This window comes from Burkholderia sp. LAS2, from assembly GCF_018417615.1.
Classification (GTDB): Bacteria; Pseudomonadota; Gammaproteobacteria; order Burkholderiales; family Burkholderiaceae; genus Burkholderia; species Burkholderia sola.
This window is the reverse complement of sequence record NZ_CP071053.1, coordinates 740,962-757,745: the sequence shown is the minus strand read 5'-3', so window position 1 is coordinate 757,745 and position 16,784 is coordinate 740,962. Positions and strand designations below refer to the sequence as shown.

The 16,784-nt window shown below is 69.2% G+C and carries 12 protein-coding genes; 5 read left to right on the top strand and 7 right to left on the bottom strand.

Annotation, left to right across the window (positions count from 1 at the left end; genetic code table 11):
• Positions 1-76: 76 nt before the first annotated feature.
• The gene (locus JYG37_RS23790; protein WP_050014352.1) at positions 77-445 is read right to left on the bottom strand and encodes a hypothetical protein; all 369 of its coding nucleotides are present in this window, start codon (positions 443-445) and stop codon (positions 77-79) included.
• 81 nt (positions 446-526) lie between these two features.
• On the opposite strand from JYG37_RS23790, the gene JYG37_RS23785 reads away from it, so the two are divergent.
• Entirely contained in the window at positions 527-994 is a 468-nt protein-coding gene (locus tag JYG37_RS23785; RefSeq protein ID WP_050014351.1) for a MarR family winged helix-turn-helix transcriptional regulator, read from the top strand.
• 149 nt (positions 995-1,143) lie between these two features.
• Positions 1,144-1,905, top strand: coding sequence for an isocitrate lyase/PEP mutase family protein (locus tag JYG37_RS23780; RefSeq protein ID WP_050014349.1), 762 nt, complete (start codon positions 1,144-1,146; stop codon positions 1,903-1,905).
• 177 nt (positions 1,906-2,082) lie between these two features.
• On the opposite strand, the gene JYG37_RS23775 is transcribed toward JYG37_RS23780, so the two are convergent.
• Positions 2,083-2,982, bottom strand: a complete 900-nt coding sequence (locus JYG37_RS23775) for a LysR family transcriptional regulator (protein ID WP_050014347.1) — start codon at positions 2,980-2,982, stop codon at positions 2,083-2,085.
• Positions 2,983-3,083: 101 nt separating this feature from the next.
• Between JYG37_RS23775 and JYG37_RS23770 the strand changes: the two genes are divergently transcribed.
• On the top strand, positions 3,084-3,962 hold the full coding sequence (locus JYG37_RS23770; RefSeq protein WP_050014346.1) for an aldo/keto reductase family oxidoreductase: 879 nt from the start codon (positions 3,084-3,086) through the stop codon (positions 3,960-3,962).
• A 353-nt stretch (positions 3,963-4,315) separates the two neighbouring features.
• On the opposite strand, the gene JYG37_RS23765 is transcribed toward JYG37_RS23770, so the two are convergent.
• The gene (locus JYG37_RS23765; protein WP_089489022.1) at positions 4,316-5,518 is read right to left on the bottom strand and encodes an MFS transporter; all 1,203 of its coding nucleotides are present in this window, start codon (positions 5,516-5,518) and stop codon (positions 4,316-4,318) included.
• A 70-nt stretch (positions 5,519-5,588) separates the two neighbouring features.
• On the opposite strand from JYG37_RS23765, the gene JYG37_RS23760 reads away from it, so the two are divergent.
• Entirely contained in the window at positions 5,589-6,638 is a 1,050-nt protein-coding gene (locus tag JYG37_RS23760) for an AraC family transcriptional regulator (RefSeq protein ID WP_089489021.1), read from the top strand.
• Positions 6,639-6,675: 37 nt separating this feature from the next.
• Here the strand turns inward: JYG37_RS23760 and JYG37_RS23755 are convergent, their stop codons facing one another.
• The gene (locus tag JYG37_RS23755; RefSeq protein ID WP_012338702.1) at positions 6,676-6,840 is read right to left on the bottom strand and encodes a hypothetical protein; all 165 of its coding nucleotides are present in this window, start codon (positions 6,838-6,840) and stop codon (positions 6,676-6,678) included.
• A 68-nt stretch (positions 6,841-6,908) separates the two neighbouring features.
• Entirely contained in the window at positions 6,909-8,834 is a 1,926-nt protein-coding gene (locus JYG37_RS23750; protein WP_213346648.1) for a transglutaminase family protein, read from the bottom strand.
• Between the two features lie 708 nt (positions 8,835-9,542).
• On the opposite strand from JYG37_RS23750, the gene JYG37_RS23745 reads away from it, so the two are divergent.
• Entirely contained in the window at positions 9,543-10,406 is an 864-nt protein-coding gene (locus JYG37_RS23745; protein ID WP_050017230.1) for a crotonase/enoyl-CoA hydratase family protein, read from the top strand.
• A gap of 49 nt (positions 10,407-10,455) precedes the next feature.
• On the opposite strand, the gene pdeR is transcribed toward JYG37_RS23745, so the two are convergent.
• Both pdeR and JYG37_RS23735 read right to left on the bottom strand, forming a co-directional pair.
• On the bottom strand, positions 10,456-12,459 hold the full coding sequence (gene pdeR, locus JYG37_RS23740) for a cyclic di-GMP phosphodiesterase (RefSeq protein ID WP_213346554.1): 2,004 nt from the start codon (positions 12,457-12,459) through the stop codon (positions 10,456-10,458).
• A gap of 584 nt (positions 12,460-13,043) precedes the next feature.
• A complete protein-coding gene (locus tag JYG37_RS23735; protein ID WP_213346552.1) occupies positions 13,044-16,682 on the bottom strand; it encodes a hydantoinase B/oxoprolinase family protein in 3,639 nt (1,212 codons plus the stop codon).
• Positions 16,683-16,784: the final 102 nt, after the last annotated feature.

Here is a 16,784-nt window from a genome sequence, read left to right as displayed (position 1 = left end):
ATGTCGGGAAAATGTCTGCATGCCGGGCACGACGGATCGAACGAAGCGACGCGCGCCGCGCGGCATCACGCGTCGCTCACGCGCCGGGAATCGCCAGCACCGGCATCACGTCGACCGACACGCCCGGGAACAGCGTGAAATGCGGATGACCTTCGAACAGCGCGGCGGCCGCGTCGTGCGACGCCGCCCGCACGACGGTGAAGCCGGTCAACGCATTGGTCGTGTCGCGGATGCCGGCCGCGTCGATGTTCTTGGTCTTGCCGAGCGGCCCGCCCAGCTCGACGATCGCGTCGCGATGCCGGTCGACCCACGCATGCCATGCGGCGATGCCGTCGCGCTCGCGCGTGCGCCGCTCGTCCTCCGGCAGCGCGAGCCATGCCTTCATCGCCGGGCTATCCTGGCTCCCGAGAAATACGGCGAGATACAACTGTGGTTGCGCACTCATGCCTGCTCCTCCGATGACGGACGCGGCGGGTTGCCGCGCCTCGACCTTGACAAGATAGGTTGATATCAACACAATTGCAACATGGCACGAAAAGAAAAGCTTCCCTTCGAAACGACGCTGATGGTGCGCGATTGCTGCCTGTGTTTGCACATGCAGCGCGCGGCGCGCAATCTCGCGCGTATCTTCGACGACGTGCTGCGCCCGCTCGACCTCACCAACGGCCAGTTTTCGCTGCTGATGTCGTTGAACCGGCCGCAACCGGCGCCGATGAAATCGGTCGCGTCGCTGCTCGCGATGGACCGCACCACGCTCACCGCCGCGCTCAAGCCGCTCGAGCGGCGCGGCCTCGTCACGATCGTCCAGGATCCCGACGATGGACGCAGCCGCCTGCTCTCGCTGACGCCGGCCGGGCACGACCTGCTGGCCGAAGCGTTCCCGCTGTGGCAACAGGCGCACGCCGAGATCGAGCGGCCGTTCGCGCCGGGCGAAGTCGACCAGTTGCGCGGCCAGCTGCGCGCGCTATCGGTCGATCCGGGCTCGCGCGACTGAACGGCGCTCGGATCGCGCCGCGGCGGTCGCGCGCACTTCCTGTCACGCGCTGTCAGCAGACATTGCGCACGCCGGTCGCACCGCCCGATTCGGTGGCAATATCGCTCGGCACGACAATCAGTCCGGTATCCATCCATCAGGAGACGAGTATGGGCAACAACGAGAAAGGCGCGATTTTCCGGTCGCTTCACCGCGCGGGCCAGCCGCTCGCGCTGTTCAACGTGTGGGATGCCGGCAGTGCGCGCACGGCGGCCGACGCGGGCGCCGTCGCATTGGCCACCGGCAGTTGGTCGGTCGCGGCGGCCAACGGTTTCGCCGATGGCGAGCAGATGCCGCGCGCACTGATGATGGACGTGCTGGAGCGGATCGTGCGCGCGACGGACCTGCCCGTCACCGTCGATCTCGAAAGCGGGTACGGCGAACGGCCGGAGGATGTCGGCGACACGATCATGCTGAGCATCCAGGCCGGCGCGATCGGCTGCAACCTCGAAGACAGTTTTCCGGCCACGGGCGAACTGCGCGACGTCGACGAAGCGGCGGCCCGCGTCGCGGCAGCCCGGCAGGCGGCCGATCGCGCGGGCGCCGACTACTTCATCAACGCGCGCACCGACGTGTTCTTCACGGCGGCGGCCGATACGCACGACGAACGCTTGCTCGACGCGACGCTGGCGCGCGCCCGCGCGTATGCGGCCGCCGGCGCCGACGGCCTGTTCGTGCCGGGCCTGCGCTCGCCGGCGCTGATTCGCGCACTGACGGCCGCGTCGCCGCTGCCGGTGAACGTGATGCGCGTGTCGGAAACGCCGACGATCGCGGAACTCGCCGAGTACGGCGTGGCGCGCATCAGCCACGGGCCGTATCCGTATCTGCAGGCGATGAAAGCGCTGGCGGCGCTGGTCAAGCAAGGCGGGTAACGGCTTCACGGGGCGGCGGGTGCCTGCTGCCCATCAAACGACGACCTTCCGTGTCATCGGCGCCCGCTTCCGCGCTTCGGTTGTCGCGCGTTTGCCGCAGCGCGTGGGTCGGCCGCATGAGCGACGACGACGCGCGGCGCCTGCTCGACGCACACGCCCCGGCGCGCTGATCGGCGCTCAGGATGCCTTGATGAAATCGATGAACGCGCGTAGCGCCGGCGGCACGAGCCGCCGCCCCGGGTAATACAGAAAAGGCCCCGAGAACGGCCGCCACCACGGTTCGAGCACAGGTTCGAGCGCGCCGCTGTCGACATGCGGGCGCAGCCAGTCTTCGAACAGATGCACGATGCCGGTACCGGCGATCGCCGCATCGACCATCAACTCCGTCGCCCCGCCGATCTGGACCAGCAACGGCCCCGCGGCCGGCTCGACCCGCACGACCTCGCCGTCGCGCTCGAACTCCCACGGCGGCATCGCGCCGCTGGCGAAACGCCCGCGCAGGCACCGATGGTCGAGCAGGTCGCGCGGATGTTGCGGCCGGCCGTGCCGGTCGAGATAGCCGGGCGCCGCCGCGGTCGCGAACCGCTGGATGCGCGGGCCGATCGGCACCGCGATCATGTCCTGTTCGAGCCGTTCGTCGTAGCGGATGCCCGCGTCGCATCCGGCCGCCAGCACGTCGACGAAACTTTCGTCGGCCGTCACTTCCAGCCGGATGTCCGGATACGCATCGAGAAAGCGCGGCACGATCGCCGGCAACACGAGCCGCGATGCGCTGACCGGCACGTTGAGCTTCAGCGTGCCGGCTGGTCGGCCGCGGAACTCGTCGATACCGTCGAGCGCCGCCGCCACTTCGGTCAGCGCCGGCCCGAGGCGCGCGAGCAGGCGCTCGCCGGCTTCGGTGGGCACGACGCTGCGCGTCGTGCGATGCAGCAGCCGCACACCGAGCCGCGCTTCCAGCCGGCGCACGGCCTCGCTCAGCCCCGACGCGCTGAGGCCCGTCACGCGTGCGGCGTCGCGGAAGCCGCTCGCGCGTGCGACGGCCATGAATGCGTTCAGATCGCCGAGATCGGTTTGCATTGTTCGCCTTTTCGTACAACCCGTGCGAATTATGCCCGCTTATCGCGCAGCCGACTCGTCCTTATGCTGAACGCATTCATCTCTTCGACAGGAGCAAGGTCATGCCCGATATTCGCCACACCGCCACCTTCAGGCTCGGCGATCGCCACGTCAAACGGATCGGCTACGGCGCGATGCAGCTGGCGGGCCCCGGTGTATTCGGCCCGCCGAAAGATCGCGAGGCCGCATTGAACGTGTTGCGCGAAGCCGTGGAATCCGGCGTCGACCATCTCGACACCAGCGACTTCTACGGCCCGCATGTCACGAACCAGTTGATTCGCGACGCATTGCATCCGTACCGCGACGATCTCGTGATCGTCACCAAGATCGGTGCGCGGCGCGGCGACGACGCATCGTGGCTGCCCGCCTTCGCGCCCGACGAACTCGAACGGGCCGTGCACGACAACCTGCGCAACCTGGGGCTCGACGTGCTCGACGTCGTCAACCTGCGCATCATGTTCGACACGCACGGGCCGGCCGAAGGATCGATCGAAGCGCCGCTGACCACGCTCGCCGAGCTGCAGCGGCGCGGGCTCGTCCGGCACATCGGCCTGAGCAACGTCACGCCCGCACAGGTCGCGCAAGGCCGGCGGATCTGCGACATCGTCTGCGTGCAGAACCACTACAACATCGCGCATCGCGGCGACGATGCGCTGATCGACGCGCTGGCCCGTGACGGCATCGCGTACGTGCCGTACTTTCCGCTCGGCGGCTTCTCGCCGCTGCAGTCGTCGACGCTGTCCGGCGTCGCGGCCCGGATCGGCGCGACGCCGATGCAGGTCGCGCTCGCGTGGCTGCTGCGCCGCGCGCCGAATCTTCTGCTGATTCCCGGCACGTCGTCGGTCGCGCATCTGCGCGAGAATCTCGCGGCGGCCGATCTCGATCTGCCGGCCGACGCGCTCGCGGCACTCGACCGCATCGCGGACGCCGGCGCGGCCTGACGTGCGGCCGATCGCCCGGTAGCCCGTGCGACACGAGCCGCCGGGCCGCTAGGGCGTGTTCACGCTAATAACGGGTTTGCGAACGTGCCTTTCCGCCCGCAGTGCAAGGAGTAAGGAGCGCCGTTTGGCCGTGCCAAACAAGCGACGCACGACGCCGCAATGTGGGCGGAAAGGCACGTTCCCCTGTTTGGAAAAATTCATTCGCGGGGCTGGCCCCCAGAAGGGCCGATCGCCGCGTCATGCTCCTCGCGAATACGTCGAGTATTCGCTTCGTCGCAATCCTCGCGCTCGGCCCTTCTGGGGGCCAGCGCAAACCCGTTATTAGCGTGAACACGCCCTAGGCCGCCAGACGGTCAGGACGCGACCACGCCGACCCGCTTCGGCACGCCGGTCACGATCGTCGCGACCGCCACCGCGAGCACGATCGCCGCGCCGACGAACACGCCTGCCGCGCCGTTCGCGTCGAACACGACGCCGCCGACGGCCGCGCCCGTCGCGATCGCAAGCTGGATCGCCGCGACGATCAACCCGCCCGCGCTCTCGGCTTCGTCGGGCACGGTGCGCGTCACCCACGTCGACCATGCGACCGGCACGCCGCCGAACGCCATCCCCCACAACGCGACCAATACCGCGTCGATCATCGGCGCGCGGCCGAGCACGACGAGCGCGATGCCGAGCACGACCATCAACGCGGGCATGCCGATCAGCATCGGCCGCAGCCGGTGTTCGAGCACGCGGCCCGCGAGCGACGTGCCGACGAAGTTCGCGATGCCGTAGCCGAGCAGGATCGCCGACAGTCCGTTCACGCCGACGCCCGCCACCTGTTCGAGGAACGGCCGCAGATACGTGAAGAACGCGAAATGTCCCGTGAACACGAGGATCGTCGCGAACATCCCGAGGCCGACGGTCGGCCGGCGCAGCACGTCGATCAGCGTGCGCAGCCGCGTCGTGCCGCTCGGCGGCATCGACGGCAGCGTGAGGATCTGCGACACGAACGCGATGCCGCCGATCACGGCCGCGATCAGGAACACGTTGCGCCAGCCGATCAGGTGGCCGAAGTAGCTGCCCATCGGCGCGGACGCGATCGTCGCGACCGCCACGCCGCTGAAGATGATCGACAGCGCGCGCGGCACCATCGCCGTCGGCACGAGCCGCATCGCGGTGGCGGTCGCCATCGTCCAGAAGCCGCCGAGCGCGATGCCGAGCACGACGCGGCCGAACAGCAGCACGCCCAGGTTCGGCGCGAACGCGACGGCGAGGTTCGATGCGACGAGCAGCACCGAGAACACGAGCAGCACGCGCCGCCGGTCGATCGTGCGCGTGAGCGCCGAGATCAGCAGGCTCGTGACGAGCGCGACCGTGGCCGTGGCCGTGACGGCTTGCCCGGCCACGCCTTCGGTCACGCCGAGGCTGTCGGCCATCGGCGTCAGCAGGCTCGCCGGCAGGAATTCGGCCGTGACGAGCCCGAACACGCCGAGCGCCATCGCGAATACCGCGCCCCAGGCCGGTTCGCGGGGGGCCGCCGTCGAGGCGGCCGAGGAGATTCCGGGATTCATGCGGGATTCCGTGTCGGTTAGGGAAAGTACTGATGAGGGCGTATCGTAAGGAACAGCGGCAGGACGGTCTATGACATACAATCCGTTGTTATTGATCGTTCGTCCGAATCTCGCCATGTCCGAGCCCCTGCTTCCCCCGATCCCCGACGCGCACGACCTCGTCAGCGAGTTGCTGCTGGGGATGCGCCTGAGCGGCGTCCAGTACCGCCGCATCCAGGTCGCGCGGCCGTTCGGGCTGAATTTCGGCCATGCGCCGGGCCGCGCGCAGTTTCATTTCGTGGTGCGCGGGCCGGTGCTGCTGCGCGACGCGTCGGGTGAGACGATGCGGCTCGAGGCCGGCGACGCGATCCTGTTGCCGCACGGCGGCATGCACGCGCTGGTATCCGATCCGGATGTGCCATGCCGCGAGATCAACGGCTTCGAGATCGCGAAGATCTGCGATACGGTCGCGTCGGTGGCGTCGGCCGGCGTGTCGCCCGCGACCTGCGCGACGACGGAGCCGGGCGCCGGCGATGCGCTGATCTTCAGCGCGTGCATGGAACTCGACCTCGGCGGCATGCAGCCGCTGGTCGGCACGATGCCCGCGTTCATGCACGTGGGCACGCTGCTCGCGCGCTACCCGGAGATCCGTCCGATGCTCGACGCGATGGAGCGCGAAGCGTGCACGGCGCGCGCGGGCTTCGCGGGCATCCTCGCGCGGCTCGCGGACGTGGTCGCCGCGTTCATCGTGCGCGGCTGGGTCGAGTGCGGATGCGGCGACGCGACCGGCTGGGTGCAGGCGCTGCGCGAGCCGAAGCTCGGCCGCGCGATCGTCGCGCTGCATCGCGACCCGGGCCGCAACTGGAGCGTCGCGGAGCTCGCGACCGAAGCGGGCGTGTCGCGCTCGGTGTTCGCCGAGCGCTTCCTCGCGGCGACCGGGATGACGCCCGTGCGCTACCTGACCGAACTGCGGATGCGGCTCGCCGCGCAGTGGATCGCACGCGACCGCGAGACGATCGAAGCGGTCGCGTACCGGCTCGGCTACGGTTCGCTCGCCGCGTTCAGCCGCGCGTTCAAGCGCGTGGTCGGCAAGCCGCCGGGCGCCGTGCGCGCGGACGGCGACGTGCGCGCCGAAGCGTAACGCCCGGCGCGCGGCGTCGGCGCCGGGCCGCCCTGCATCACTTCAACGCGTCGAGCCGGTCGACCAGCGCCGTCGCGCACTGCACGGCGAGCGCCGCGCACTGCTCCACATCGACTGCCGCGCCGGTCGCGACCGTGCCCTGCACGATCCTGCCCAGCAATTCCTTCGAGAGTTCGGCGATCTCGTGATCCCGTTCCGTCATGATGTCCTCCTGCGCGTCGGCGATTCCGGTGATTCGCCCGTTCGGAGCGAATGCCGTGCCCGCGCCGTTCAACGCTGCTTCGCCCGCACGACGATCTGCGCCTGCGTGTCGCGCTCGATGCGCTCGAGCGACGCGTGCAGCGCCGCGAACTCGTCCGGCGTGCATACCTGACGGCCGAAATCCGCGCTCATCCGCCGCGTGACCTGCACGACGCGCGCGGCCGCATCGAACACGTAATGCGACGTGAAATCGACGAAGCGGTCGTGCACGGCCGCATCGGCCGGCAGGTCGGTCACGACCACGCCCGCCGGCAGCACGATCTGGCCAGTCTCGTCGAACGTGCCGCCGACGCAGCCCCACGGCTGCGTGCGCACGGGCTCGGCCAGCCAGGTTTCGACCTGCGTCGCGATACCGCCCGTCAGGCTCGACAGCGCGGGCAACGCGGTCGTGCCGTCCGGCCACACGAAATGATCGAGCGTGCCGGCGATCGTCACATCGAACGGCCCGTCGGTCGCGCGCCGGTCGCTGGTCGACAGTTGCGCGCGGCCGCGCAGGCTGCTTTGCCGCAAGCGCTCGTTCGCCAGTTGCGCGAGGCGGTCGCGCGACGCGCGGCGAAACAGGTTGCGTTCGAGTTCGGCGGTCCAGCCGTCGTCGCGGACATAAGCCTGAACACGCGCGGCGCCCGGCTGCGCGGCATCGATCGCGATTCGCGCGGTGCGGCCGCGCGGCTGCGTGGCCGGCGTGCGCGACAGCACGCCGGTATCGACGAGCAGCGCCGGGCGGTCCATCACGATCGGCGGCAGGTAGCCGAACGCGATGCCAGCCGTCGTCGTATCCGCGTAGAGCGCGAGATCGGGCAGCCACGTGATCGCATGATTGATCGCGCCGCCGCCGTAGCCGGGCACCGACGGCAGCGTGTACACGGCGCCGAGATTGATCAGCACCGGTTCGCTGCGAATGCCGACCGCCGCGAGCAACGCGCCGAACAGCGCGACGTGATCCTTGCAGTCGCCGTAGCGGTTGCGCAGGATGTCGGTCACGCGATGCGGCGCGGCGGCCGTTTCGCCGAGAAACAGCCCGACGTAGCGCACGTTCGCCTGCACCCAGTCGTACAGGATGCGCGCCCTGTCGCGCGGATCGACGGCATTCGCGGTGAGCGCGCGCGCCAGTTGCACGACGGCCGGATCGTTCGCGCTCGGGTCGACGGCCGCGTTGCGGTAGCGTGCGGCGAACGCCGCGTAGTCGGGCAGCGTCGACACGACGAGCCGGTCGCCGTAGGTCGGATAGCCGACCGCGCCGCTCTCGATGCGGTCGTACGCGCCGTGCCGGTAGTCGAATTCGTAGCGCGTGCGGCCGTTCGCCGTGACGGGCGGCAGCGCGACGTAGCCGCGCGCATCCGCATACAGCGGCATGTCGGCCGGCAGGTCGAAGATCAGCCGCTGGCTGTCGACCGGCTCGCGCGACGGCTCGACGGTGTAGCCGAAATAGCCGCGATTGACCGGCTTCGTGCGGGTCTTGCGGAACGCGACGCGCGTGCTCGACCCGGCCTCGACGCCGGGAAACACGACGGTGCGCAGCAGCCCGTCCTGGAACGTCGGCGCGCCGGCCGAGCGCGGCTCCTGCACGTCGCGGATGCCGTCCGCACCGACCGGATGCGCGACGCCGTCGCGGTCGATCGTCTCGGCCGCGACCAGCTCGACCTTCTCGAGATTCCTGTCGAACCACACGTAGCGCTGCGCGACCGCGTCGATGCCGTTCGCGTCGTTCGCGCGCAGCGTCGAATCGTCGTGCTCGTCGAGCGAACCGTCGTGCTGGATCACGAACTCGTGGACGTCGCTGACGAGCGTGACGGGCGCCGCATCGGCTGCCGCGCGCGAGTCGCTCATGTCGCCCATGCCGCCCGTGTCGCGCATATCGGCCACGGCCGTACCCGCGCCGAGCGCCACGGCGCACGCGAACAGGCAGCCGGTCCATCGGGAAGGAAAACGCACCACGTCGAAGTTCTCCGCGCGTTCGTTGCCGGACGCCAGCGCCGCGCGCCGGTGCGGCAGCCGTGCCTGCATGACGCGCACATGACGGCCGCCCGCGCCACCCGCGCGCGTGGCCGTCGTGCGGCCCAGTGTGGGCGCCGTGCCGGCGAGCGTCAAGCCGCGCCGTCGGGAAGGAAACGTGATGCCGAGCGACGGCGCTTTCGAGATCCGTTGACCGCGTGATTGCGTTCGCGTCGCGGGCGGCGTGATCGGCTTCGGCATCTTGCCGACGGCGCGGCATCTCGAGCGGCGGCGTCCGAAACCGATCGACACCGCGCGGCCATGTGCGCCGCGCGATCTCTCACGCTCGCGGCGAGACGAGCCGCCCCAACGCCGGTCGCCCGACCCGCCACGGCCGATCGGCGTCCCGACGCGCTTTCCGGCGCGTAAGCGACCGGCGACGCCGGCCGCGTCATCGCCGCCGCGCCCGCTCCGCGCCAGCCCCCTCCGCCCCGCCGACGTCGGCCCCTCGTTCCGCCGTCCGTCGTCCCCGCCGCTTCGCCCGAACGCGATCCGCACCGGCGTCCCGGTCGTGCGTTTTTCCCCGCAATTCGACATTTGTGCGCGCGCAACAATGGCGATGCCTCGCGCCGGGCGCCATGCAGGCGACCCGATTCCCGCATGGCGCCTGGCGCGGCGCGCTTTAAAAACCACATCTCACGAGGACATACCATGCAACTCCAATCTCATCCGGCATGCCGCCCGTTTTACGAAGCCGGCGAACTCTCGCAACTGACCGCCTTCTACGAAGAAGGCCGCAATGTCATGTGGATGATGCTGCGATCGGAGCCGCGGCCGTGTTTCAACCAGCAACTCGTCACCGACATCATCCATCTCGCGCGCGTCGCACGCGACTCGGGCCTCACGTTCGACTTCTGGGTGACGGGCTCGCTCGTCCCCGAGCTGTTCAACGTCGGCGGCGACCTGAGCTTCTTCGTCGACGCGATCCGCAGCGGCCGGCGCGATCAACTGATGGCCTACGCGCGCTCGTGCATCGACGGCGTGTACGAGATCTACACCGGCTTCGGCACCGGCGCGATCTCGATCGCGATGGTCGAGGGCAGCGCGCTCGGCGGCGGCTTCGAGGCCGCGCTCGCGCATCACTACGTGCTCGCGCAGAAGGGCGTGAAACTCGGGTTCCCCGAGATCGCGTTCAACCTGTTCCCGGGCATGGGCGGCTATTCGCTGGTCGCGCGCAAGGCGAACCGCGGCCTCGCGGAATCGCTGATCGCGACCGGCGAAGCGCATGCGGCCGAGTGGTACGAAGATCAGGGGCTGATCGACGAGACGTTCGAAGCAGGTGATGCGTATCTGGCGACGCGCACCTTCATCGACGTGGCGAAGCCGAAGCTGAACGGCATCCGCGCGATGCTGCGCGCCCGCGATCGCGTGTTCCAGCTGTCGCGCTCGGAGCTGATGGACATCACGGAAGCGTGGGTGCATGCGGCGTTCACGATCGAGCCGAAGGACCTCGCGTACATGGAACGCCTGGTGATGCTGCAGAACCGGCGCGTGTCGAAGTTGCGCACGGTGTAATGCGACGGGCGCCGCCGACGGCCGGCGGCGCCTTTTTCCGGAACGACGCTCAAGCGATCAGCCTGAGCTTTCTCGTCTCCGCGAGCCACGCCTCGAACGCCTGCGCCGGCATCGGCCGCGCGTAGTAGTAGCCCTGCGCGTGATCGACGTCGAGCTGCTTGAGGAATTCGGCTTCCGCATGCGTTTCGACGCCTTCGGCGACCACCGCGAAATTCAGCGCCTTCGCGAGCGACACGACCGAGTGCACCAGCGCCTGCGAGCGCGGGTTGCGGTCGATGGCCGTGATGAAGGTGCGATCGAGCTTGATCGCGTCGAGCGGCAGACGCGACAACTGCGACAGCGACGAATAGCCGGTGCCGAAATCGTCGAGATGGATCTCCGCGCCGAGCTGGCGGAACTGCCGCATCAGCCCGATGGCCGCCTCCTCGTCCTCGATGAAGCAGCTCTCGGTCAGCTCGATGTCGAGCAGGCCGGGCTTCAGCCCCGCGCCATCGAGAATCGACGCGAACTGATGGACGATGTTCATGTCCTGCAACTGCCGAGCGGACACGTTCACCGCGATCCGGATGCCGAGCCCCTTCGCTTTCCACGCGGCGGCCTGCGCGGCCGCGGTGCGCATCACCCAGCGCCCGAGCGGCGCGATCAGCCCCGACTCTTCCGCGAAACGGATGAACTCGATCGGCGCGACGAGCCCGCGATCGGGCGACTGCCAGCGGATCAGCGCCTCGACGCCGTGCACGTCGCCCGTCGCGATGTCGACGACCGGCTGGTAGTACAGCACGAACTGCTCTTCCTCGAGCGCCTTGCGCAGGTTCGTGTCGAGCCACATGTACTTCGCGACCTTCTGGTTCATCTCGAGCGAGAACACGCGATACGTATGCTTGCCTTCCTCCTTCGCGACGTACATCGCGGTGTCGGCGCAGCGGATCAGCGTCTCGAGCGAATCGCCGTGCTGCGGGTACATCGCGATGCCGATCGAGCAGCTCGTGTAGACCTCCATCAGCCCGAGATGGATCGGCGTGCGCAGCCGTTCGAGGATGATCTGCGCGGTCGCTTCGAGCAGCGGGCGCGTGCCGTGTTCGAACAGCACGAGGAATTCGTCGCCGCCGAGCCGCGCGAGCGTCGCGCCCGACGGCAGGCAGCCGTTGATGATCGCCGACACGTCCTGCAGCAGGCGGTCGCCGGTGATGTGCCCGTAGTGATCGTTGACGCGCTTGAAGTTGTCGAGATCGAGGAACAGGATGCCGACCTGGCCGCGCGTATTGGCGTCCTCCTGCACGATCGCCGCGTGGATGCGCTCGCTGATCGCATGGCGGTTCGGCAACCCGGTGAGCACGTCGGTGTTCGCGAGTTCGGTGAGCCGCTGCTGCGCGTTGCGCTCCTCGGTGATGTCGATGCCCGAGCAGATCAGGAACTGCTCTTCGACGCCGCTGCCGCTCTGCACGAACTTGTTGCGGAACTGGAACAGGCGCGGCCCGTTGACCGTATTGATGTAGCGCTCGACCGCGAACGACTGGTTGCTCGCGAAGAAGCCCGTGATGTTGGTGCGCGACTGCGCGCCCTGCTCCGGGCTCATGAACAGCTCGAACGCGCTGCGGCCGATCACGTCGACCTCGCGCTTGCCGGTCACTTCCTCGCACAGGCGGTTGAAGCGCTGCACCATCCCGTTGCGATCGAGGATCACGACGAGCGAATTCACTTCCGACACGACCTGCTCGGCGAACGCGAGCCCGTGCGACAGGTCGCCGGCGACGGACTCGGTATCGGAATAGGCGGACGCCGTGCCGGCCCAGTCGACCGTATTGACCTTCCTGCCGACGAGGTGGAGGCTGACCGTGCTGCCGAACAGCACGATGTCGAGCACGAGGTGCGACGTGACGCCGGTCAGCGCACGGATGCGGCCGGCCTGTTCGACCGTCAGCGCGACCGCGACGTTGGTCAGCCCGCGGACCGCGGCCAGTTCGAGTGCATTGCTGTCGCTGCCGAGACGCCAGCAGGGGCTGCGCGTACCGACGTGCGCCTCGAGCACCGCGCTATCGTTTTCGTCATCCATGGACACGCCCCGATCCAAAAAAAACGCACAGTGTAGACGGAGGCGAGTGACCCCACCGCCTTCCCGGGCCGCGACGCACGTGCCCCGCAGGGCGGCCGTGATTGCCGTGACAGCGGCCTCGTCCCGTACTTGTTTGCAGCTGATGCGACCGGCGTTCGCGCGTGATGCGCGCAGGTTCTGCCTTACGGAATGATGAGAGCCATCTTATCAAATGACAATGAAGATTTGCACTCACATTTAGAGAAGTGTGTCAAGGAATCGGGACTCGATTGGCAGACCGGAGTTTTCATGATTGGCGGCTGGCGAATGCGCGCACGGGGCGGTGCGCATCGGGAGCGGCGTGCCAGGCCCCAAAGCCCCGCCGGGCGGGCGTTCGGGGCCGGTCCATCGATATGGGGCCTGATCTTTCGGGAGCCTGTGGCGGCAGGGTCGAATCGGATCCCGTGATCCGCAGTTTCCCGTGTTTTTTGATTCCGTTCGTGCGCGAATACGCGGCTTTATTCCACAGTTCGTTGCAATATCCTCCGCCCGCCCCCGTGGGCCCCCCCCCCCCCCCCCCCCCCCCGGGGGGGGGGGGCGCGGGCTCAGCCTGCCGCGCCGTAGCCGCCGCCGCCCGGCGTTTCGACGACGAACACGTCGCCGGGCGCCATCTGCGCGCGGCCGATGTGGTCGAGCGCCTCGACCGTGCCGTCCGCCCGCTCGATCGTGTTGCGGCCGAGCGCGCCGGCTTCGCCGCCCGCCGCGCCGAACGGCGCGTGGACCCGGTTGTTCGACAGGATCGACGCGGTCATCGGCTCGAGGAAGCGGATCCGCCGCACCGCGCCGTCGCCGCCGCGCCAGCGCCCACCGCCGCCCGAGCCCGCGCGGATCCGGTGCGAATCGAGCCGCACCGGGTAGCGCCATTCGAGCACCTCGGGATCGGTGAGCCGCGAGTTCGTCATGTGCGTCTGCACCGCGGCGACGCCCGCGAAGCCGTCGCCCGCGCCGCTGCCGCCCGCGATCGTCTCGTAGTACTGGACTCGATCGTTACCGAACGTGAAGTTGTTCATCGTTCCCTGGCTCGACGCGACGCAGCCGAGCGCGCCGTACAGCGCGTTGGTGATCGCCGACGACGTCTCGACGTTGCCCGACACGACGGCCGCCGGGTAGTCGGGATTCAGCATCGAGCGGGCCGGCACGATCACGGTCAGCGGCTTCAGGCAGCCGGCGTTCAGCGGAATGTCGTCGCCGACGAGCGTGCGGAACACGTACAGCACCGCCGCCATGCAGACGGCCTTCGGCGCGTTGAAGTTGTTGTCGAGCTGCGCGGACGTGCCGGTGAAATCGATCTCCGCGCACCGCGCCGCGCGATCCACGCGGATCGCGACGCGAATCTCCGCGCCGTTGTCGAGCGGATAGCGGTAAGCGCCGTCCTGCAGCGCGCCGATCACGCGCCGCACCGCTTCTTCGGCGTTGTCCTGCACGTGCGTCATGAACGCGAGCACGACGTCGCGGCCGAACTGCGCGACCATCCGGCGCAGCTCGTCGACGCCCTTCTGGTTCGCGGCGACCTGCGCGCGCAGGTCGGCCATGTTCTGCTCGACGTTGCGCGCCGGATAGCGGCCGGATGCCAGCAGCGCGCGCGTCTCGGCATCGCGCAGCACGCCGGCCGACACGAGCTGCCAGTTGTCGATCAGCACGCCTTCCTCGTCGATATGGGTCGAATCGGGCGGCATCGAGCCCGGCGTCGTGCCGCCGATGTCCGCGTGGTGGCCGCGCGAGCCGACGTAAAACAGCGGCGCGTCGGCGCCGTCCGCGAACACCGGCGTGATGACCGTCACGTCCGGCAGGTGCGTGCCGCCGTGGTACGGGTCGTTCAGCATGAACACGTCGCCGTCGCGCATGCGGCCGCGGTTGCGCTCGATCACCGTGCGGATGCTCTCGCCCATCGAGCCGAGATGCACGGGCATGTGCGGTGCGTTCGCGATCAGGTTGCCGTCGCCGTCGAAGATCGCGCACGAGAAGTCGAGCCGCTCCTTGATGTTCACCGAGTACGCGGTGTTCTGCAGCCGCAGCCCCATCTGCTCGGCGATCGACATGAACAGGTTGTTGAAGATCTCGAGCCGCACCGGATCGGCGTCGGTGCCGAGCGAGCGGCGCGTCGGCAGCGGCGTTGTGCGCGTCAGCACGAGATTGCCCTGTGGGGTCATCTCCGCGCGCCAACCAGGTTCGACGACGGTCGTGCCGTTCTGCTCCGCGACGATCGCGGGGCCGTCGATCGCGTCGCCGGCGCGCAGCGTGTCGCGCACGACCAGCGCCGCGTCGTGCCACTGGCCGCCGGAATAAAAGCGCACGGCCGCGTGCGCTTGCGGCGCCGCGCCCGCCTCGCGCGGTGCGAGCGGCGCGATGTCGACCGGCGCGTCCGAGCGGCCGATCGCCTCGACCGACGCCAGCTCGGCGACGAGCGGCGTGCCGGGCATCAGGAACGCGTAGCGCTGCCGATATGCGGTTTCGAACGCCTGCTGCATCGCCGCGACCGAGCCGGCCGGCACGTCGAGCGCCGAATCGGTGCCCTGGTAGCGCAGGTGCACACGTCGCTCGGTCGTGATCCGCTCCGGCGGCACACCCTGTTCGAGCAGCGCGCCGATGGCCTCGTCGGCCAGCCGGTCGAGCGCCGCGTTCAGCGCCGTCAGCGATTCGTCGGACAACACGGCTTCCACCGCGCGCTCGCGCATCGCGGTCTGGTCGGCGAGGCCCATCCCGTATGCGGACAGCACGCCCGCGAGCGGATGCGCGAACACCTGCGTCATCCCGAGCGCATCGGCCACGCCGCACGCGTGCTGGCCGCCCGCGCCACCGAACGTCGTCAGCACGTAGCGCGACACGTCGTGGCCGCGCTGCACGGAGATCTTCTTGATCGCGTTCGCCATGCTGCCGATCGCGATCTCCAGGAATCCTTCGGCGAGCGCCTCGGGCGTCTCGCGCCGGCCGGTCGCCGCGTGGATCTCGTCGGCGAGCGCCGCGAACTTCGCGACCACGCCGTCGCGATCGAGCGGCTGGTCCGCATGCGGGCCGAACACGCGCGGGAAATGATCGGGCTGGATCTTGCCGAGCATCACGTTGCAGTCGGTCACCGTCAGCGGGCCGCCGCGCCGGTACGCCGCCGGCCCCGGGTTCGCGCCGGCCGATTCGGGTCCGACGCGCAGCCGCGCGCCGTCGAAGCCGAGCACCGAACCGCCGCCGGCCGCGACCGTGTGGATGCTCATCATCGGCGCGCGCATCCGCACGCCGGCCACCTGCGTCTCGAACACGCGCTCGAATTCGCCGTTGTAGTGCGACACGTCGGTCGACGTGCCGCCCATGTCGAAGCCGATCACCTGCTCGAAGCCGGCCGCACGCGCCGCGCGCACCATCCCGACGATGCCGCCGGCCGGGCCCGACAGGATCGCATCCTTGCCCTGGAACGCGTCGGCGCGCGTGAGGCCGCCGCTGCTCTGCATGAACTGCAGGTTCACGCCGGGCATCTCGTGCGCGACCTGCTCGACGTAGCGGCGCAGGATCGGCGACAGGTATGCGTCGACCACGGTCGTATCGCCGCGCGACACCATCTTCATCAGCGGCGACACCTCGTGCGACACCGACACCTGCGTGAAACCGATGCGGCGCGCGAGCGTCGCCAGCATCCGTTCGTGCGCGGTATGGCGATAGCCGTGGATCAGCACGATCGCGAGCGCACGCACGCCGCTGTCGAACACGCGACGCAACGACACTTCGGCACCCTGAACATCGAGCGGCACGGCCACGTCGCCGTGCGCGCCGACGCGCTCGTCGATCTCGACGACCGTCTCGTACAGCGCGTCGGGCAGCGCGATGTCGAGATCGAACAGGCGCGGCCGGTTCTGGTACGCGATACGCAGCACGTCGCGAAAACCGCGCGTCGTCGCAAGCGCGGTGCGTTCGCCCTTGCGTTCGAGCAGCGCGTTGGTCGCGACCGTCGTGCCCATCTTCACCATGTCGACCTGCGCGGGCGTGATCGGCTCGCCGGCCGCGAGGCCGAGCAGGTGGCGGATGCCGGCCACGGCCGCGTCTTGGTACTGCTCGGGGTTCTCCGACAGCAGCTTGTGCGTGACGAGCGTGCCGTCGGGCCGCCGCGCGACGATGTCGGTGAACGTGCCGCCGCGGTCGATCCAGAATTGCCAGCGCGCGGCGTCGGAGGGAACGGAGGAAAGGTGTCGGTCAGTCATGATGTCGGTCGATGCGTCGTTGAATCGAGGGACGAGCGCCGCCGCACGGCGCGCGTCGCACGCCGTGTCACGGTGTCGATGAAAAGGGAAAAAAGCGCGGGG